Here is a 16,964-nt window from a genome sequence, read left to right on the forward strand (position 1 = left end):
AGCTGGACGCATGACCGAGCCGCGCGAGAACCTCGTACCCGCCGGAATCAGCCGCACCGACGGCACCGTCCACACCCTGTTCTTCACCCTGCGCCTGCCGCACCCGGTCGAACAGGTGTGGCGGGCCGTCGCCACCCCGGAGGGGCTCGAAGGATGGCTGGCGGCGGCCGACGTCCTCGAACCCCGGCTCGGCGGCGCCGTCACGCTGCGCTGGCTCAACGGGGGCGGCGCGCACCAGGGCCGGATCACCGCCTGGGACGTCGAGCGCGTCGCCGAGTACACCCTGGGCGGCGTGCACGGCCGCATCCGCTGCCACCTGGAACCGGCCACCACCCTGCGCTTCACCAACGAGTTCGACGGTGACGACGCCCTGCGCCTGGACTGCCTGGCCGGCTGGCACGACCACTTCCTGCACCTGCTCGACGCGCTCGACGGCCGCCCCATGACCGGCGAGGCGTGGCAGGCGTGGACGCCGGAGCGCTGGCGGTCGCTGCGGGAGCGGTACGCGGCCCGTTAGCGACCGGGGCGTCAGCCCTCGCCCTGCTCCTTCTCGCGCCGCCGCAGCTCCTCCTCGCGGCGGCGCAGGTCCGCCTCCCAGTCCTTGAGCAGCGCCTCGTCCTTCTTGTTCTCCTCCTTGAGGGAGTTCAGGAAGTCCGGGTTGTCGTCGGGCGCGACGAAGCGGGTGCGGTGGTTGCGGTGCCACTCGGACGGAGTCGAGCCCCCGGCCGGGGCGTGCCGGCGCTTGCCCGCCACCAGCCAGGCGACCGGGCCGACGAGGACCTCGCCGAAGAGCAGGATGATGATCACCCACACCACCTTCGGCAGGCCGCGCACCTCCTCCTCGGGGGTGTTCAGGCAGTCGATGAACGCGTAGATCCACAGGGCCAGGACCAACAGGAACGGCAGATACCTGAGCATGAGAAACGGTCCCCCCGGGAGATGTGGTGAAAGTGCTGGGTGCGTGAGAGCGGGGCCAGGGTAGCGTCTGGCCCACATCGCACGAGAACTCCCCGTGGGCAACCGCGGGGTGGACAGGGGGAACCATGACGGGGGCGCTGCATCCCGCGGTGGTCGAGGACCGTTTCCGGCTCCGGGCCGAGCGGCAGCGGGCGTGGGGCGTCGGTCTGCTCGTCGCGGCCGGGATCTGCTGGGGGTACGCCGCCTACCAGATGTTCGCGCCGTACGAGACCCGGGTCTGGAGCGTCGACTGCTCGGGCCCCGCCGTCGCCGACCGCGACGGTGTGTACGACGCCGGTGGCCCCTACGACCGGGTGGCCCGGCGCAAGGCCGCCCTGTGCGCGGAGGGCCGTGACTGGCCCGCCCCCGTGACGGCGCTGCTGATCGGCGCCCCGCTCGCGGCCGTCGGAGCCTCCCTGCGCACCGCCGGGTCCGTCGCCCTCGCCCTGCGCGCGCATGCCGCCGAGCTGGACCGCGCCGGGCGCTGAGCCACCCCCGGCAAGATCGGCCATCAGGGATGACAAACTGGATGGCATGGCTTATGACGATCTTCGCTCCCTGCTCCGGGCGCTGGAGCGCGAGGGTGACCTCAAGCGCATCAAGGCTGAGGTCGATCCGCATCTGGAGGTCGGTGAGATCGTCGACCGCGTGCAGAAGTCCGGCGGCCCGGCCCTGCTGTTCGAGAACGTGAAGGGCGCGTCGATGCCCCTCGCGATGAACGTGTACGGCACCGACCGGCGACTCCTCAAGGCGCTCGGCCTGAAGTCGTACAGCGAGATCAGCGACAAGATCGGCGGCCTGCTCAAGCCCGAGCTGCCGCACGGGTTCGTCGGCATCCGGGAGGCGTTCGGCAAGCTCGGCGCGATGACCCACGTGCCGCCGCGCAAGGTCAAGGACGCGCCCGTGCAGGAGGTCGTCCTGCACGGCGACGACGTCGACCTGGACAAGCTGCCCGCACTGTTCACCTGGCCCGAGGACGGCGGCTCCTTCTTCAACCTGGGCCTCACCCACACCAAGGACCCCGAGTCCGGCGTGCGCAACCTGGGCCTCTACCGCCTCCAGCGCCACGACAAGCGCACCATCGGCATGCACTGGCAGATCCACAAGGACAGCCGCAACCACTACCAGGTGGCCGCCCGCAAGGGCGAGAAGCTGCCCGTCGCCATCGCCTTCGGCTGCCCGCCCGCCGTCACATACGCCTCGACGGCGCCGCTGCCGGGTGACATGGACGAGTACATGCTGGCCGGGTTCCTCCAGGGCAAGCGCGTCGAGATGGTCGACTGCAAGACGGTCCCGCTCCAGGTACCGGCCAACGCCGAGGTCGTCCTGGAGGGCTGGCTGGAGCCCGGCGAGATGCTGCCCGAAGGGCCGTTCGGCGACCACACGGGGTTCTACACCCCGCAGGAACCGTTCCCCGCACTCACGATCGACTGCGTCACGATGCGCAGGCGGCCGTTGCTCCAGTCGATCGTCGTCGGCCGTCCGCCGACCGAGGACGGCCCCCTCGGCCGTGCCACGGAGCGCTTCTTCCTCCCGCTCCTCAAGGTGATCGTCCCCGACATCGTCGACTACCACCTGCCGGAGTCCGGCGGCTTCCACAACTGCGCCATCGTCTCGATCGACAAGAAGTACCCCAAGCACGCCCAGAAGGTCATGCACGCCATCTGGGGCGCGCACATGATGTCGCTGACCAAGCTGATCGTCGTCGTCGACTCCGACTGCGACGTCCACGACCTCCACGAGGTCTCGTGGCGCGCGCTCGGCAACACCGACTACGCGCGCGACCTCACCGTCGTCGAAGGACCGGTCGACCACCTCGACCACGCCTCCTACCAGCAGTTCTGGGGCGGCAAGGCAGGCATCGACGCGACGCGGAAGTGGCCCGAGGAGGGGTACACGCGTGACGGGGGCTGGCCCGAGATGGTCGTCTCGGACCCCCGAACGGCGGCCCTTGTGGACCGCCGCTGGAAGGAGTACGGACTCTCGTGAGCGCCGCTGAAGGAATCCTGCCCCAGCAGCCGGGGCGCACCAAGGCGTTCCTGCGCCTGGTGATGATCGAGCACTCGGTGTTCGCGCTGCCCTTCGCCTACATCGCGGCGCTGACCGCGATGTTCGAGCTGGACAAGAACATCCACTGGGGCCGGCTGCTCCTGGTCACCATCTGCATGGTCGGCCTGCGGACGTTCGCGATGGCGGCGAACCGGATCATCGACCGCGAGATCGACGCCCGCAACCCGCGCACCAAGCACCGTGAACTCGTCACGGGCGCGGTGTCGGTGAAGTCGGCGTGGACCGGCGCGCTGATCGCGCTCGTCGTCTTCCTCGCCTCGGCGGCGCTCCTGAACCCGCTCTGCCTCGCGCTCGCGCCCGTCGCGGTGATCCCGATGGTCGTCTACCCGTACGGCAAGCGGTTCACGAACTTCCCGCAGGCCATCCTCGGTCTCGCGCAGGCGATCGGGCCGATCGGCGCGTGGATCGCGATCACCGGGTCCTGGTCCTGGGACGCGGTGATCCTCGGACTCGCCGTCGGCATCTGGATCGGCGGCTTCGACCTGATCTACGCGTGCCAGGACGTGGAGACCGACCGCGAGATCGGCGTCATGTCGGTGCCGGCCCGCTTCGGCATCCCGGCGGCGATCTGGGGCGCCCGCGCCTGCCACACCGTCGTCACGGCCCTGTTCGTCTGGTACGCGCTGGCCACCGGCGCCGGGGTCTTCTTCTGGATCGGCCTTCTGATCGTCGCGGGGGCGTTCCTCTACGAGCACACGATCGTGAAGCCGCACGACCTGTCCCGCCTGAACCGAGCCTTCTTCCAGGTCAACGGCTTCATCGGCATCGCCCTCTTCGTGTGCGCCCTCCTCGACCTGCTGGTGCGGGGCCTCACGGTGTGATCCCGGAGGGGCCGAGATCGGCGCGCACCAGGCGGAGGAACGCCTTGAGCCCGCCGATGATCTCCTGGTTGTCCGTCAGCCGGTTCACGACCGCCTCGAACTCACGGCTGAGCGTGTCGATGCGCTGATCCGTGCGGTCGGCGCGCTCGTGGGCGGAGTGGCCGACGGCGTCCACGGCGAGGCGCAGTTCGCCGAGGACCCGGTACGTCTCCTCGGCCTTCTCCTCCAGGACGACGGCTCCCTTCCGCAGCCCGTCGACCGTGGCGCGCAGGCCGGCCACGTCGTCGCGCGGGAAACGCACCTCGCCGTGGAGCGTGGTCAGACGGTGCCGCAGCGCGGAGAACCAGGCACCGGCCGGGCGGAACAGGGTGCTGGCCAGGTAGCCGCCCGCGAGCCAGTAGCCGGCCTCGCGCCCGGTGGCCCAGGCGGCGAACACCGTGGCGGCTCCGGTGACGACATGCGCGCCGACGGCCAGGCGCAGCATCACCTCGGCGATCCGCCCGGCCTCCGCGTCCCGGTCAGCGGGGACGCTGAGCCCCTTCTCCCGGCTGACGCGCGCCTCGTGCACGACGGAACGGGCGCGGAAGTACAGGTTCCAGGGCACGGTGAGCAGCAGCACGAGCCACATCAGGCAAACGGCGCCGCCCAGCACGAGCAGCAGGGTCTCGGCGGGGATGCCGAGCACGTGGACCAGGACGAGGGCGACGACGGCGGCCGCCCCGCTGAGCACGATGTAGAGGGCCTTCATGGCCACACTGTGGCGAGGCGCGCGGCCTGCCGCATGGGCCCGCGTACTCAGCCGGGTACTCAGGTGGGCAGTGCCGTGCGCCTCGGCTCCGGGCGGCGCCGCACCGCGAAGGCCGCCGCCACCCCCGCCACCAGTCCGATCAGATGGCCCTGCCAGCTCACGCCCTCGTTCGTCGGGGAGAGGCCCGCCAGGATTGTTGTGCCCCAGTAGGCGGCTATCGCGATGCCGACGACGATGCCGAGCGGTCTGCGCTCGACGAAGCCGCTGAGGACCACGAAGCCGAACAGGCCGAAGATGAGGCCCGACGCGCCCGCCGTGTTCGAGTGGGCGGGCGCCACCAGCCACACCCCGAGCCCGTCCGCGACGATGATCAGGGCGCAGGCGAGGAGGAAGCGCCGGATCCCGGAGAGCGCGGCGACGAAGCCCAGGACAAGGAGCGGTACCGAGTTCGCCGCGACGTGGTCGAAGCCGAAGTGGATGAACGACGCCGGGACGACGTCGACCAGCTCGGCGGGGTCGCGCGGCTGGATGCCGAAGCGGTCGAGGGCGTGCCCCGACGCCGTGTCGACGATCTCGAGCAGCCACAGCAGGGCCACCCACCCGGCCATGAGCTTGCCCGCGGCCAGCGCGCGGCCCGTGCCCGTGCCTCGTACACCGCCGCCGCTCGTGCGGCTCGTGCTGTCCGTCATCTCTGCCCCACCCCCCGATGGAGAACGGCCACGGCCCCTGCTCAAGTTCCCCTGCGGGGGCGCCGGATAGGCTCGTGGTGTGGAGCACGTTAACGCACCGAGCCGCAGGCCCTGGGTGGTCGGGGTGTCCGGCGCATCCGGGACCCCGTACGCCGCCGCCGTGCTGCGTGCGCTCATCGACGCGGGCGAGGCCGTGGATCTTGTCGTCTCCCGCGCCTCACGGCTCACCCTGCTCGACGAGACGGGTATCGCGTTCCGGGACGCGCACTGGCGCGAGGACCTCGCGCAGTGGCTGGCGCGGGGCGCGGACGGCAAGCCGGACACGTTCGGCGACATCGACACCGGCGCCGTGCGGTACTGGCCCGCGGGTGACCTCGCGGCGGGTCCGTCCTCGGGTTCGTACCAGGTCAAGGGCATGATCATCGTCCCGGCGTCGACGGCGTGCGTGGCCGGTGTGGCGCTCGGCCTGTCGAAGGACCTGTTGCAGCGCGCGGCGAGCGTGACGCTCAAGGAGGGCCGCAGGCTGATCGTCGCGGTCCGTGAGACGCCGCTGAACGGGCAGACGCTCAAGCACCTCGTGACGCTCGACGAGGCGGGCGCGATCGTGCTGCCGGCCTCCCCGGCGTTCTACGCGGGCGCGACGCACATCCAGGATCTGGTGGACTTCGTCGCGGGCCGGGCCCTCGACGCGGCAGGGGTGCCGCACACGCTGTACCGCCGCTGGGAGGGAGAGCTGGGGGGCTCTCGTCAGCCGTAACGCACCGCTCGGCTTCGGTTAATTGCAGGCGTTATCCCCGTGCGCCTTGGTTTTCGTACGTAAGCTCGCGTCAACGCTGAACAATGAAAGGCTTTGGACCTATGGACGCCGTGGACAGGCAGCTCATCCAGGCCCTGCGCGAGAACGGCCGCGCCTCGTATGCGGAGTTGGGCCGTCTCGTCGGCCTGTCCGGGCCGAGCGTCACGGACCGCATCAACCGCCTGGAGGCGGCGGGTGTCATCACCGGCTACCGGGCCACCGTCGACTCCGCCTCACTCGGTCTCGGCGTGACCGCGCTGATCGGCATCTCGCTCTCCGACGCGGCCGACCACGAGGACGTCGCGCACCGGCTGAAGGACCTGCACGAGATCGAGGACTGCTGGTTCATCGCGGGCGACGACTCGTACATGCTCAAGGTGCGCGTCGGTGACGTGGACGGCCTGGAGAAGACGATCCGCCGCCTCAGCGGCACCAAGGGCGTCTCCCGCACCCGCACCACGATCGTGCTCTCCACGAAGTGGGAGAACCGGGTGGGGGAGCTGCCCGAGGAGGTGTGAGCGCGGCGCTGTCCGAGGGTGGGCGTACGGTGGAGCGGACTTAAGGGTCGTGTTGGTGAGGAGAGGTACGGGCATGGACGCAGGGCTCAAGCGCGAGCTGGAGCAGAAGGTCAGGGACGGTGAGCGGCTGTCCCGCGAGGACGGCATCGCGCTCTACGAGTCGGACGACCTGGCCTGGCTCGGCGGTCTGGCCCACGAGGTGCGCACGCGCAAGAACGGTGACGTGGTGCACTTCAACGTCAACCGGCACCTCAACATGACCAATGTGTGCACCGCCTCGTGCGCCTACTGCTCGTTCCAGCGCAAGCCGGGCGAGAAGGACGCGTACACGATGCGCATCGAGGAGGCCGTGAAGCTCGCCAAGGCGATGGAGTCGGAGAACCTCACCGAGCTGCACATCGTCAACGGCCTGCACCCGAACCTGCCGTGGCGCTACTACCCGCGCTCGCTGAAGGCGCTCAAGGAGGCCCTGCCGAACGTCGGCCTCAAGGCGTTCACGGCGACGGAGATCCACCACTTCGAGAAGATCTCGGGCCTTTCCGCGTCCGAGATCCTCGACGAGCTGATCGACGCGGGCCTGGAGTCGCTGACCGGCGGCGGCGCCGAGATCTTCGACTGGGAGATCCGGCAGCACATCGTCGACCACGACACCCACTGGGAGGACTGGTCGCGTATCCACCGCCTGGCGCACGAGAAGGGCCTCAAGACGCCCTCCACGATGCTGTACGGGCACATCGAGGAGCCGCGCCACCGCGTCGACCACGTCCTGCGCCTGCGTGAGTTGCAGGACGAGACGGGCGGTTTCCAGGTCTTCATCCCGCTGCGCTACCAGCACGACTTCGTGGACATGAAGGACGGCAAGGTCAGGAACCGCCTCCAGGCGCGCACCACCATGGCGACGGGCGCGGAGGCGCTGAAGACCTTCGCGGTCTCCCGCCTGCTGTTCGACAACGTGCCGCACGTGAAGTGCTTCTGGGTCATGCACGGCCTGCACACCACGCAGCTCGCGCTCCAGCACGGCGCGGACGACATGGACGGCTCGGTCGTCGAGTACAAGATCACGCACGACGCGGACAACTACGGCACGCCGTCCAAGCTGACCCGCGAGGACCTGCTCGACCTGATCCGCGACGCCGGCTTCCGTCCGGTCGAGCGGAACACCCGCTACGAGATCATCCGTGAGTACGAAGGACCGGACCCGGCCCGCCGTGACGAGCCGCAGCCGATGCGGGTCTGAGGACCCTCCCGGGGCTCAGTTCAACGGCAGCATCATGTGGACGTCGTCCCGGTCGTCCCCCGGGGCGACCCGGATGGCGCCCGGGACCCGGCCGACCTCCTTGTAGCCGCACGCCGCGTAGAAGCGGTCCGCGCCCGTGCCGCCCCGGCAGGTCAGGCGCAGCGCCTCGATCCCGTCGAAGGTGCGGGCCGCCTGCTCCGCCGCCGCCATGAGGGCGCGGCCCTGCCCCTGGCCCTGGAGCCGGGGGTGGACCATCACCGTGTACAGCCACAGGTGGTGCTTCATCAGGCGGTGCGGGGTGGGGGAGAGGAAGGCGGTCGCGGCGACCGTGCCGTGCTCGTCGCGTCCCACGAGCAGGCGCGTGCGGCCCTCCGCGATCGCCGTGAGGCGCTTGTCCAGCTCGGGCCGGATGTCGTCGCGGGTGACGGGCGGGACGAAACCGACGGCTCCACCGGCGTTCGACACGTCGGTCCACAAGGCGAGGAGCTGATCGCACAGAGCCTCGTCCATGACCGGGTCCAACGCGAAAGTAAGTGTCATGGGTGGACCGTACCCATTACAAGTGGGGCGCTCAACAAGATTCCACGGGCGCGTGCTTCACTGGAGGGACCATTTCGCAACGGAAGAGTGGATTGAGATGCTCCGCTACACGCTGATGCGCCTCGGAATCTTCGCGGGCTGCTTCCTCGTCGTCTGGGGTCTCGTCGCCACCGGCATCGTCCCGCGCGGCCTGGGCGGCTCCAATTACCTGTGGATCGCGCTGCTCGCCCTCGTCATCTCCGCGCCGCTCAGCTTCGTCCTGCTGCGCGGCGAGCGCGACCGGGCCTCCGAGAAGATCGTCGCCCGCGTCGACCGCGCCAAGGCGACCATGGAGGCCAACCGCTCCATGGAGGACGAGGCGGACGACGCCGCCCGTGCCCACGGCGCGTAATCCCGCTCACACCCCCAAGCACCGCACCCGCCCCCGCCACCCCTCCAGGTGGCGGGGGCGCCTGCGTTTTCAAGGCATTTGCGGCTTTCTGCGCCACACGCCGCATCTATTCCCCAAAGCAGCCCTTTGATGTTCTCAAAGCACTGGTGTTAACGTGCTTGTCATGAAGACATCCGCAGCGCACCGCACCACCCCGGGCGTCCCGCTCGTGGCGCGCCTGCATGTCGATCTCTGCCGCTGCGTGTCCGCGGCGTGTCGCGCCTGACGCGACCGATCCCGCCGCAGCGAGCGCCGCTGACCTGACCTCATCTCACGGTCGCCGCTCCCGTACGTCGTCACGTCCCCGCCTTGTCCCCGCGCGTTATCACTGGAGTGCTTCCGTGTCCGCGAACACCACCCCCACCGACGCCAAGCCGGCGTCGGGCTTCCGCATACCGAAGATCCCGTTCTGGGCGCAGATCCTGGGCGGTCTCGTCCTCGGTGTGCTGCTCGGCTGGCTCGCCCGCAGCCAGGACATCGACTGGCTGGTCACGACCCTCGACAAGGTCGGCCACATCTTCGTCCAGCTCCTGAAGCTGGCGGTCGCCCCGCTCGTCTTCTTCGCGATCCTGGTGTCGATCACCAACCTCCGCAAGGTCAACAACGCGGCGCGGCTCGCGACCCGCACCCTGCTCTGGTTCATGATCACGTCGCTGATCGCGGTCGCCATCGGCCTCGTCATCGGTCTGGTCACCAACCCGGGCTCGGGCACCGGCCTCACCCCGAAGGACGGCGCCAAGCCGGACCACGCGGGCTCCTGGCTCGACTTCCTGACCGGCATCATCCCGACGGACGTCATCACGCCGTTCACCGAGCTGAACGTCCTCCAGATCGTCTTCATGGCCGTCGTCGCCGGTATCGCCGTCCTCCAGATCGGCGACAAGGCCAAGCCGATCCTGACCCTCTCCGAGTCGGTCCTCGAACTGCTCCAGAAGGCCCTGTGGTGGGTCATCAAGCTGGCGCCCATCGGCACCATCGGCCTCATCGGCTACGCCATCGCCACCTACGGCTGGAACCTGATCAGCAAGTACGCGACGTTCACCGCCGACATCTACGTGGGCTGCGCCCTGGTCCTCTTCGGCGTCTACCCGCTGCTGCTCGCGACCGTCGCCAAGCTGAACCCGCTCCAGTTCTACAAGGGCGCCTGGCCCGCCATCCAGCTGGCCTTCGTCTCCCGCTCCTCGGTCGGCACCATGCCGCTGACCCAGAAGGTCACCGAGCGCCTCGGCGTCCCGAAGGAGTACGCCTCCTTCTCCGTGCCGTTCGGCGCCACGACCAAGATGGACGGCTGCGCCGCGATCTACCCGGCGATCGCCGCGATCTTCGTCGCGCAGATCTTCGACATCGACCTCTCCGTCGGTGACTACCTGCTCATCGCCTTCGTCTCGGTGATCGGCTCCGCCGCCACGGCCGGTCTGACCGGCGCCACGGTCATGCTGACCCTGACGCTGTCCACGCTCGGCCTGCCGATGGAGGGCGTCGGCCTGCTCCTCGCGATCGACCCGATCCTGGACATGATGCGCACGGCCACGAACGTGGCCGGCCAGGCGCTCGTCCCGGTCATCGTCTCGGCGCGCGAGAAGATCCTCGACCACGACGCCTACGACAACGCCTCCTCCTCCCCGGTGGACGAGCCGCAGCAGTCGGCGCCGGTCTCGGTCGCCGCCTGACCGTCCCCCGGTTCGTACACCGGCCCGTGCCCCGCTCCCGGACTCCGGGGGCGGGGCACAGTCGTAGGCTGACCTGTGCAAAAGCAGGGACGGCAGGACGCGGTGGAAGGCGGCAGGGGTGGGCGGGGACGTGCGGGCCGGGGCGGGGCAGAAGCGGATGCCGCGGGCCGAGCGGGAGCGGCAGATGCTCGACGCGGCGGTACGGGTGTTCGGGGAGCGGGGTTACCGGGCGGCGTCGATGGACGACATCGCGGAGCTCGCCGGGGTCTCCAAGCCGCTGGTCTACCTGTATCTGAACTCGAAGGAAGACCTGTTCACCGCCTGCATCCGGCGCGAGGCGGCGGCGCTCGTCGCGGCCGTGCGCGCAGGCGTCCGCACGGACGTTCCCGCCGACCGGCAGCTCTGGGACGGCCTCACCGCGTTCTTCGCGCACACCGCCGAGCGCCCCGACGGCTGGGCGGTGCTGCACAGCCAGGCACGCTCCGGCGGTGACCCGTTCGTCGCGGAGGTCGGGGCGATGCGCGAGGAGATCGTCGCGTTCGTGACGTCCCTGATCGCCAAGGCCGCACGCGAGGCGCACGAGGACCCGGGGCCGACCGAACGCGAGGTCGCCGGGCTCGCGCAAGCCCTCGTGGGCGCGGCGGAGGCCCTCGCCGGATGGGCCAACACCACCCCGTCCGTCTCCGCGAAGGAGGCGGCCACGACAATGATGAACTTCGCGTGGTCCGGCCTCGGCAACCTCATGGACGGACGCCGCTGGTCATCCCAGCGCTGACACCTCCCCCTCCACGTGCACCCGGCCGCCCTTCGCCGCCCGCAGCTCGAAGGCGGTCCCCTCGGCCGCGTACGTCACCGTGCCCGGCAGCAGCACGGGCGCCTTGAACCGTGCCTGTACCTGGACGGGCCCGCCCGCGCCGAACTCCGCGAGGCACCGGGCGACGGTCCACATGCCGTGGGCGATGGCGCGCGGGAAGCCGAAGAGGCGGGCGGTCAGCGGATGCAGGTGGATGGGGTTGCGGTCGCCGGACGCGGCCCCGTACCGACGCCCGAGATCACCGGGCAGCGCCCAGGTCTGGAGCGCGGGAAGCGGCTCGCTCTTCTCCTCCGTGACGCTGCCCCCACCACCCCTCCCATGCCGCGCCAGATACGTACTGATGGACTCCCAGACGAGACTTTCGCCCGCACGCAGTTCGGTCCGCACGACGGCCTCGGTGCCGCGCCGGTGGGCCCGCAACCCGTCCACGTACACGGTCAGTCCGTACGTCCCCTCGGCGGTGAGGCTCCGTCGCTGCGTGATGTCGATCGACGTGTGGACGAGCCCGAGCAGCGGCAGCGGGAACGCCCGCTCCGACATCAGTCGCATCGCCGCAGGGAACGCGAGGACATGCGGATACGTGACCGGAAGCTCGTCCCGCCCGGTGGGGAAGGCACAGACGCGCTCGTACGCGGCGAGGTGCGCCCGTGCCACTCGGAGCGAGGGAAGGACGAGCCGCGTGCCGGGCACCTCGGCGTCCGGCCGTGGCCGCTTCAGCGGGGACAGGAGCGCGCCGCGAGCCATGAGGGGACCGAGGGACGGAAGCGAGGTGAGGGTGTGCGTGCGGGGTGCGGGCGGCATGGCGGGTCCTTCCCGAAGGGGATGAGGCACGGGCGGCGCTTGTCGGCTCACGCGCCCAGCAGGCTCTGCCCGCAGACCCGGACGACCTGTCCGTTCACGGCGCCGGACGCCGCGGCGGCGAGCCAGGCCGTGGTCTCCGCGACGTCGACCGGGAGGCCGCCCTGCCCGAGGGAGTTCATGCGCCGCCCGGCCTCGCGGATGAACAGCGGGACCGCCGCCGTCATCTTCGTCTCGATGAAGCCCGGGGCCACCGCGTTCACCGTGACGCCGTGCTCGGCGAGGGCGCGGGGCGCGAGGGAGCGGACGAGGCCGATGACACCGGCCTTGCTGGTTGCGTAGTTGGTCTGGCCGGTGTTGCCCGCGATGCCCGCGATGGAGGCCGTGGCGACGATCGAGCCGCCACGCCGCACCGCACCCGCCTTCAGCAGGGCGTCGGTGGTCCGCAGCACGCCGGCGAGGTTCACGTCGAGCACGGAACTCCACCGGTCAGCGGGCATGTTGGCGAGACGCCGGTCGCGCGTGATGCCCGCGTTGTGCACGAGGATGTCGAGCCCGTCCTCGCCGACGAACCCGGCGATACGCTCACCGGCGTCCTCGGCCGTGATGTCCAGCGGCAGGGCCCGCCCGCCAAGGCGCTCCGCCACCTTCGCGAGATCGGCCTCGGCGGACGGCACGTCGAGGAGCACCACCTGGGCCCCGTCCCGTACGAGGGTCTCGGCGACGGCCTCGCCGATGCCGCGCGCGGCACCGGTGACCAGCGCGGTGCGCCCGGCGAGGGGAGCGGCCCAGTCGTCCGGCACGGCCACATCGCCCGCGGGCGTGCCGACTTCGATGACCTGCCCGCTGACGTAGGCGGACCGGGGCGAGAGCAGGAACCGCAAGGTCGACTCGGCGGCGCTCACCGGGCCCGCGATCCGCACCAGGTTGACGGTGCGCCCCTGGCCGATCTCCTTGCCGAGGGAGCGGACGAACCCTTCGAGCCCCTGCTGCACGGCCGCCTGGTGGTGGTCGTCGGGGGAGAGCGGCGCCCCGAGCACGACCACGCGCCCGCTCGTCGCGACGGAACGCACGACGGGATGCAGGGCGGCGTGCACCTCGGCGAGCGTCTCCGGACCGGTGACGGCGGTGGCGTCGACGACGACACCGACCGGGCGGGCCGCCTCCGGACCCCGCCCGGAGAGCGAACCGCGCACATCGAGCCCGGTACGGCGCAGCAGCTCCGACAGCTCACCTCGGTACGAGGAGGGGCCGGCGGAGAAGTGCAGCAACTGCCCGCTGAACCCGGGCTGCTCCGCCGACCAGCGGCGCAGGGGCGCGGGCTGCGGCAGACCCAGGCGGCGGGTCAGGAGGCGGCCCGGGGCCGTGCCGGTGAAGTTCAGATAGCGGTCGGCCATTGTCCAACTCCCTGCGCGGTCGTAAATTTACTTCGGAGTAAGGTTACTCAGTAGTCAGGAGTTGTCGAGATGGAAAGCCCCGCCAAAACCCCGGCACCGCCCCGCCGAGTCGCCGTCATCGGCGGCAGCCGCATCCCCTTCGCACGCTCCGACGGCCCCTACGCCACCGCCTCCAACCAGGAGATGCTGACCGCGGCGCTGAACGGCCTCGCGGACCGCTTCGGTCTCCAGGAGCCCGGCGCGGTCGGGGAGTTCGTGGCCGGAGCCGTGCTCAAACACAGCCGGGACTTCAACCTCGCGCGCGAGACCGTGCTCGGCTCGACGCTCGACCCCCGCACACCCTCCTACGACATCCAGCAGGCCTGCGGCACCGGACTCCAGGCGATCATCGCCGCCGCCAACAAGATCGCGCTCGGGCAGCTCGACAGCGCCGTCGCGGGCGGCTCCGACACGGCGAGCGACGCGCCGCTCGGCGTCAACGACACCCTGCGCAAGATCCTCCTCGCCGCCCGCCGCGCCAAGACGACCGCCGGCCGCCTCCAAGCGCTGTCCCGGATACGGCCCGGCCACCTCGTCCCCGACATCCCGCGCAACGCCGAACCCCGTACCGGCCTGTCGATGGGCGAACACGCGGCGGTCACGGCCCGCGAATGGGGCATCACCCGCGCGGACCAGGACGCGCTCGCCGCCGCGAGTCACCAGCGCCTCGCGGCGGCGTACGACCGGGGCTTCCTCGACGACCTGGTCGTCCCCCACCGCGGCCTCGAACGCGACCAGAACCTGCGCCCCGGCTCCACCGTCGAACAACTGGCCAAACTCAAGCCGGTCTTCGGCGTGAAGGACCCCAACCCCACCATGACCGCGGGCAATTCGACACCGCTCACGGACGGGGCGGCGGTGGTACTGCTCGCCAGTGAGGAATGGGCGCGGGCGCGCGGGCTGGAACCGCTCGCCTATCTGACGGCGTACGAGACGGCGGCGGTCGACTTCGTCGGCGGCGACGTGACCGGGGGCGGCGGGGACGGACTGCTCATGGCGCCGGCGTACGCGGTGCCGCGCATGCTCGAACGGGCCGGGCTCGGGATCGAGGACTTCGACCTCATCGAGGTGCACGAGGCGTTCGCCTCCCAGGTGCTCGCGACGCTGGCGGCGTGGGAGAAGCGGGGGCTCGGGGCGGTTGATCGGGGGCGGCTCAATGTTGCGGGGTCATCCCTGGCCACGGGGCATCCCTTCGCCGCGACCGGGGCGCGGATCGTCGCGACCCTGGCCAAGCTCCTCTCGGAACGCGACGGTTCTGGCCGCGGCCTGATCTCCATCTGCGCGGCGGGCGGCCAGGGAGTGACGGCGATCCTGGAACGGGCGTGACGCGGGGTTGTGCGTTACCCGGGGTGGGGCGGGGGCCTGTTCGAGCGGTGACCCGGCGCTCTTGCGCGGTCCGGGTATGCGCGGGGGGCCTGCTCGCCCGGTCACCCTGCGCTGGGGTGCCGCCGGGCGGGGCGTTTGCGGGGGCCTGCTTGCACGGTGACCCGGCGCTGGGGTGCCGCCTTGCCCACCCTGCCGCCCCAGGCGGCAGATTGCCCAAGGCGGGGGCGCTCTGGGCGGGGGAGGTGGGCGGCAGATTGCCCAAGGCGGGGCGGGCCGGGGTGCCCCGGGTAGGGGTGTGGATGGCAGGTTGCCCGAGGCGGGGCGGGGGTGTCCCGGGTGGGGAGGTGCGGGGAGCGGCAGATTGCCCAAGGCGGGCGGGAACGGCCGGGGTGGGGGTGGTGGATGGCAGGTTGCCCTAGGCGGGGCGCCCGGGGGGTGGGAGGTGCGGGGAGCGGCGGGTTGCCCATGGTAGGGGACCACCGGGGTGCACCCGCGTCGCTACGGGAGGGGACGTGTCGGGGTGCCCCCGCAGGACACCGCCGGAATTCAGCGCCGGGTGACCCGCCCTCTGGCGGACAGAGGACGACCAGACCTATCCGGCCGAGGAGGTACGCCGGCGCGGCCCCGCCCCATCATCGGACCGACCGCGCCCTACAGCGCCCTGCATGTACCCCTGGCACGGCCCCGCCCCACCACACAACCGACCGCGCCCTACCGCACCCTCGCAGGCCCCAGCCCCGCCCCACTCACAGACGCGCGCCTCGTGCGTAGCGGCCCGGGGACGTGCCGAGTACGCGTTTGAAGTGGCGGGTCAGATGGGACTGGTCGTAGAAGCCGCAGCGCACCGCCACCTCCCCTGCGGCAACCCCCTCCAGAAGCAGCCGCCGCGCCCGGTCCACCCGCCGCGCCATCAGGTATTGGTGCGGAGCAATCCCGTACGCCGCCCCGAACGACCGCACCAGATGCGCGGGATGCGCGTGCACCAGCGAGGCCGCCTCCCTCAGCTCGACCCCTTCCACCACCCGCGCGTCGAGCAGCTCCCGCAACGCCCCGGCCACCCGCCGATCCGTCCGGCGCCGCCGCACCCCCTCCGCGAGCCGGGGCCGCAACCGTTCCCGCAGCCGCTCCCCGACCAGCTCCAGCCGGGACGCCGCCTCCAGTTCGTCCCCGCGCCGCGCCAGCGAGGCGTGCAGTTGGCTGATGCGCTGCCGCAGCAGCGGATCGGCGAGATCGGGCGTGTCGACGGCGGGCCCGATGTACGACGCGTCGAGCGGCCCGCACCCCGCGTCGAGGTACAGCACCCGCTTGCGGAAGCCGAGCGGGGTCGCGGCGGACCCGTTGTGCGGCACCTGCGGGGGCAGCAGGGACACGGTCCCGAGCGGCGTACCGTGCTGGTGCCGCTCGAGGTCGTAGCGGACGGCGCCTTCGTCGACGATGAGCAGCGTCCAGGTGTCGTGCACGTGCATCGGATAGGCGTGCCGGGTGAAGTGGGCGTGGAAGACCTCGGTGACGCCCGCGACCTCGGGGCGCCACGCGGTGATCTGCTCGGAGCCCGTCGCGGCGGCCATGCAAAAAACGTACAAGACGGGGCGCGAACGCGACCGGCAGTCTCAAGGCATGAGCACAGAGACCGAGCCCCGAACCGGGACCCAGAGCGCGAAGCACACCGCTCAACCCCCCACCCGCTTCGACACAAAGATCGCCGTCCTCCTCCGCGACGACCTGGAGACATGGCAGCGCCTCAACGTGACGGCGTTCCTCGTCAGCGGTCTCGGTACGGAGGTTCCCGAGGTGGTCGGGGAGGAGTACGCCGACGCGGACGGAACGCCGTACTTGCCGATGTTCCGGCAGCCGGTGCTGGTGTTCGAGGGCGGCAAGGAGGTGCTGAGGGCGGCGCACGAGCGGGCGCTGCGGCGGGCGCTGCCCCGTTCGGTGTTCACGTCGGACCTGTTCGCGACGGGCAACGACACGGACAACAGGGCGGCGGTACGGGCGGTGGCCGCAGCGGACCTGGACCTGGTGGGGATCGCGGTGTACGGCCCGCGCAACGCGGTGGACAAGGTGCTGAAGGGCGCACACATGCACGGCTGAGGACGGCTGAGCCGGGCCCGGGA

The 16,964-nt window shown here is 71.1% G+C and carries 19 protein-coding genes; 12 read left to right on the plus strand and 7 right to left on the minus strand.

All coding sequences use genetic code 11. The features are described from left to right. The first annotated feature begins 10 nt into the window (after window positions 1-10). Complete coding sequence (locus tag ABZ877_RS21550) at window positions 11-517, plus strand: SRPBCC domain-containing protein (RefSeq protein ID WP_361073605.1); 507 nt, start codon at window positions 11-13, stop codon at window positions 515-517. 11 nt (window positions 518-528) lie between these two features. Here the strand turns inward: ABZ877_RS21550 and ABZ877_RS21555 are convergent, their stop codons facing one another. Continuing rightward, the gene (locus ABZ877_RS21555) at window positions 529-918 is read right to left on the minus strand and encodes a PLD nuclease N-terminal domain-containing protein (protein ID WP_361073607.1); all 390 of its coding nucleotides are present in this window, start codon (window positions 916-918) and stop codon (window positions 529-531) included. A 125-nt stretch (window positions 919-1,043) separates the two neighbouring features. Between ABZ877_RS21555 and ABZ877_RS21560 the strand changes: the two genes are divergently transcribed. From ABZ877_RS21560 to mqnP, 3 genes are read left to right on the plus strand one after another with little or no spacing between them, the layout of a single operon-like run. After that, window positions 1,044-1,445: a hypothetical protein gene (locus ABZ877_RS21560; RefSeq protein ID WP_361073609.1), complete on the plus strand. Its 402-nt coding sequence runs from the start codon at window positions 1,044-1,046 to the stop codon at window positions 1,443-1,445. 46 nt (window positions 1,446-1,491) lie between these two features. After that, entirely contained in the window at window positions 1,492-2,946 is a 1,455-nt protein-coding gene (locus ABZ877_RS21565) for a menaquinone biosynthesis decarboxylase (protein WP_361073611.1), read from the plus strand. Further along, window positions 2,943-3,848 carry a menaquinone biosynthesis prenyltransferase MqnP gene (gene mqnP / locus ABZ877_RS21570; RefSeq protein WP_361073613.1) on the plus strand — a complete coding sequence of 302 codons (906 nt, stop codon included), beginning with the start codon at window positions 2,943-2,945 and terminating at the stop codon, window positions 3,846-3,848. The genes ABZ877_RS21565 and mqnP overlap by 4 nt, the downstream gene beginning before the upstream one ends. Here mqnP and ABZ877_RS21575 read toward each other — a convergent pair. Together ABZ877_RS21575 and ABZ877_RS21580 are read right to left on the minus strand one after the other, a co-directional pair. Continuing rightward, window positions 3,838-4,596: a hypothetical protein gene (locus ABZ877_RS21575; protein WP_361073615.1), complete on the minus strand. Its 759-nt coding sequence runs from the start codon at window positions 4,594-4,596 to the stop codon at window positions 3,838-3,840. The two genes, mqnP and ABZ877_RS21575, sit on opposite strands and share 11 nt — an antisense overlap. A 59-nt stretch (window positions 4,597-4,655) precedes the next feature. Further along, window positions 4,656-5,285, minus strand: coding sequence for a rhomboid family intramembrane serine protease (locus ABZ877_RS21580; protein ID WP_361073617.1), 630 nt, complete (start codon window positions 5,283-5,285; stop codon window positions 4,656-4,658). Between the two features lie 79 nt (window positions 5,286-5,364). Between ABZ877_RS21580 and ABZ877_RS21585 the strand changes: the two genes are divergently transcribed. The 3 genes from ABZ877_RS21585 (at window position 5,365) to mqnE (ending at window position 7,836) form a co-directional block, all read left to right on the plus strand. Beyond that, a complete protein-coding gene (locus ABZ877_RS21585) occupies window positions 5,365-6,042 on the plus strand; it encodes a UbiX family flavin prenyltransferase (RefSeq protein WP_361073619.1) in 678 nt (225 codons plus the stop codon). A 101-nt stretch (window positions 6,043-6,143) separates the two neighbouring features. Continuing rightward, complete coding sequence (locus tag ABZ877_RS21590) at window positions 6,144-6,599, plus strand: Lrp/AsnC family transcriptional regulator (protein WP_361073621.1); 456 nt, start codon at window positions 6,144-6,146, stop codon at window positions 6,597-6,599. A 73-nt stretch (window positions 6,600-6,672) separates the two neighbouring features. After that, window positions 6,673-7,836 (plus strand): aminofutalosine synthase MqnE, encoded by a 1,164-nt coding sequence (gene mqnE / locus ABZ877_RS21595; RefSeq protein ID WP_361073623.1) that lies wholly within the window; start codon window positions 6,673-6,675, stop codon window positions 7,834-7,836. Window positions 7,837-7,851: 15 nt separating this feature from the next. On the opposite strand, the gene ABZ877_RS21600 is transcribed toward mqnE, so the two are convergent. Next, a complete protein-coding gene (locus tag ABZ877_RS21600) occupies window positions 7,852-8,376 on the minus strand; it encodes a GNAT family N-acetyltransferase (RefSeq protein ID WP_361073625.1) in 525 nt (174 codons plus the stop codon). Between the two features lie 97 nt (window positions 8,377-8,473). On the opposite strand from ABZ877_RS21600, the gene ABZ877_RS21605 reads away from it, so the two are divergent. From ABZ877_RS21605 to ABZ877_RS21615, 3 genes are all read left to right on the plus strand, one after another. After that, window positions 8,474-8,767, plus strand: a complete 294-nt coding sequence (locus ABZ877_RS21605) for a DUF4229 domain-containing protein (protein WP_361073627.1) — start codon at window positions 8,474-8,476, stop codon at window positions 8,765-8,767. A gap of 380 nt (window positions 8,768-9,147) precedes the next feature. Next, on the plus strand, window positions 9,148-10,476 hold the full coding sequence (locus ABZ877_RS21610; protein ID WP_361073629.1) for a dicarboxylate/amino acid:cation symporter: 1,329 nt from the start codon (window positions 9,148-9,150) through the stop codon (window positions 10,474-10,476). Between the two features lie 157 nt (window positions 10,477-10,633). Next, window positions 10,634-11,251: a TetR/AcrR family transcriptional regulator gene (locus tag ABZ877_RS21615; RefSeq protein ID WP_361073762.1), complete on the plus strand. Its 618-nt coding sequence runs from the start codon at window positions 10,634-10,636 to the stop codon at window positions 11,249-11,251. On the opposite strand, the gene ABZ877_RS21620 is transcribed toward ABZ877_RS21615, so the two are convergent. Both ABZ877_RS21620 and ABZ877_RS21625 read right to left on the minus strand, forming a co-directional pair. Continuing rightward, window positions 11,237-12,091 carry a MaoC/PaaZ C-terminal domain-containing protein gene (locus ABZ877_RS21620; RefSeq protein WP_361073631.1) on the minus strand — a complete coding sequence of 285 codons (855 nt, stop codon included), beginning with the start codon at window positions 12,089-12,091 and terminating at the stop codon, window positions 11,237-11,239. The genes ABZ877_RS21615 and ABZ877_RS21620 overlap by 15 nt on opposite strands. A gap of 47 nt (window positions 12,092-12,138) precedes the next feature. After that, on the minus strand, window positions 12,139-13,485 hold the full coding sequence (locus tag ABZ877_RS21625) for a 3-oxoacyl-ACP reductase (RefSeq protein ID WP_361073633.1): 1,347 nt from the start codon (window positions 13,483-13,485) through the stop codon (window positions 12,139-12,141). 69 nt (window positions 13,486-13,554) lie between these two features. Here ABZ877_RS21625 and ABZ877_RS21630 point away from each other — a divergent pair, with 69 nt between their 5' ends. After that, a complete protein-coding gene (locus tag ABZ877_RS21630) occupies window positions 13,555-14,850 on the plus strand; it encodes an acetyl-CoA C-acetyltransferase (protein ID WP_361073635.1) in 1,296 nt (431 codons plus the stop codon). 746 nt (window positions 14,851-15,596) lie between these two features. Here the strand turns inward: ABZ877_RS21630 and ABZ877_RS21635 are convergent. Next, entirely contained in the window at window positions 15,597-16,418 is an 822-nt protein-coding gene (locus ABZ877_RS21635) for an AraC family transcriptional regulator (RefSeq protein ID WP_361073637.1), read from the minus strand. Between ABZ877_RS21635 and ABZ877_RS21640 the strand changes: the two genes are divergently transcribed. After that, window positions 16,417-16,941 (plus strand): DUF2000 domain-containing protein, encoded by a 525-nt coding sequence (locus ABZ877_RS21640; RefSeq protein ID WP_361073639.1) that lies wholly within the window; start codon window positions 16,417-16,419, stop codon window positions 16,939-16,941. The genes ABZ877_RS21635 and ABZ877_RS21640 overlap by 2 nt on opposite strands. Window positions 16,942-16,964 lie beyond the last annotated feature (23 nt).

The organism is Streptomyces sp. NPDC046939, from assembly GCF_040644575.1.
Lineage (GTDB): Bacteria > Actinomycetota > Actinomycetes > Streptomycetales > Streptomycetaceae > Streptomyces.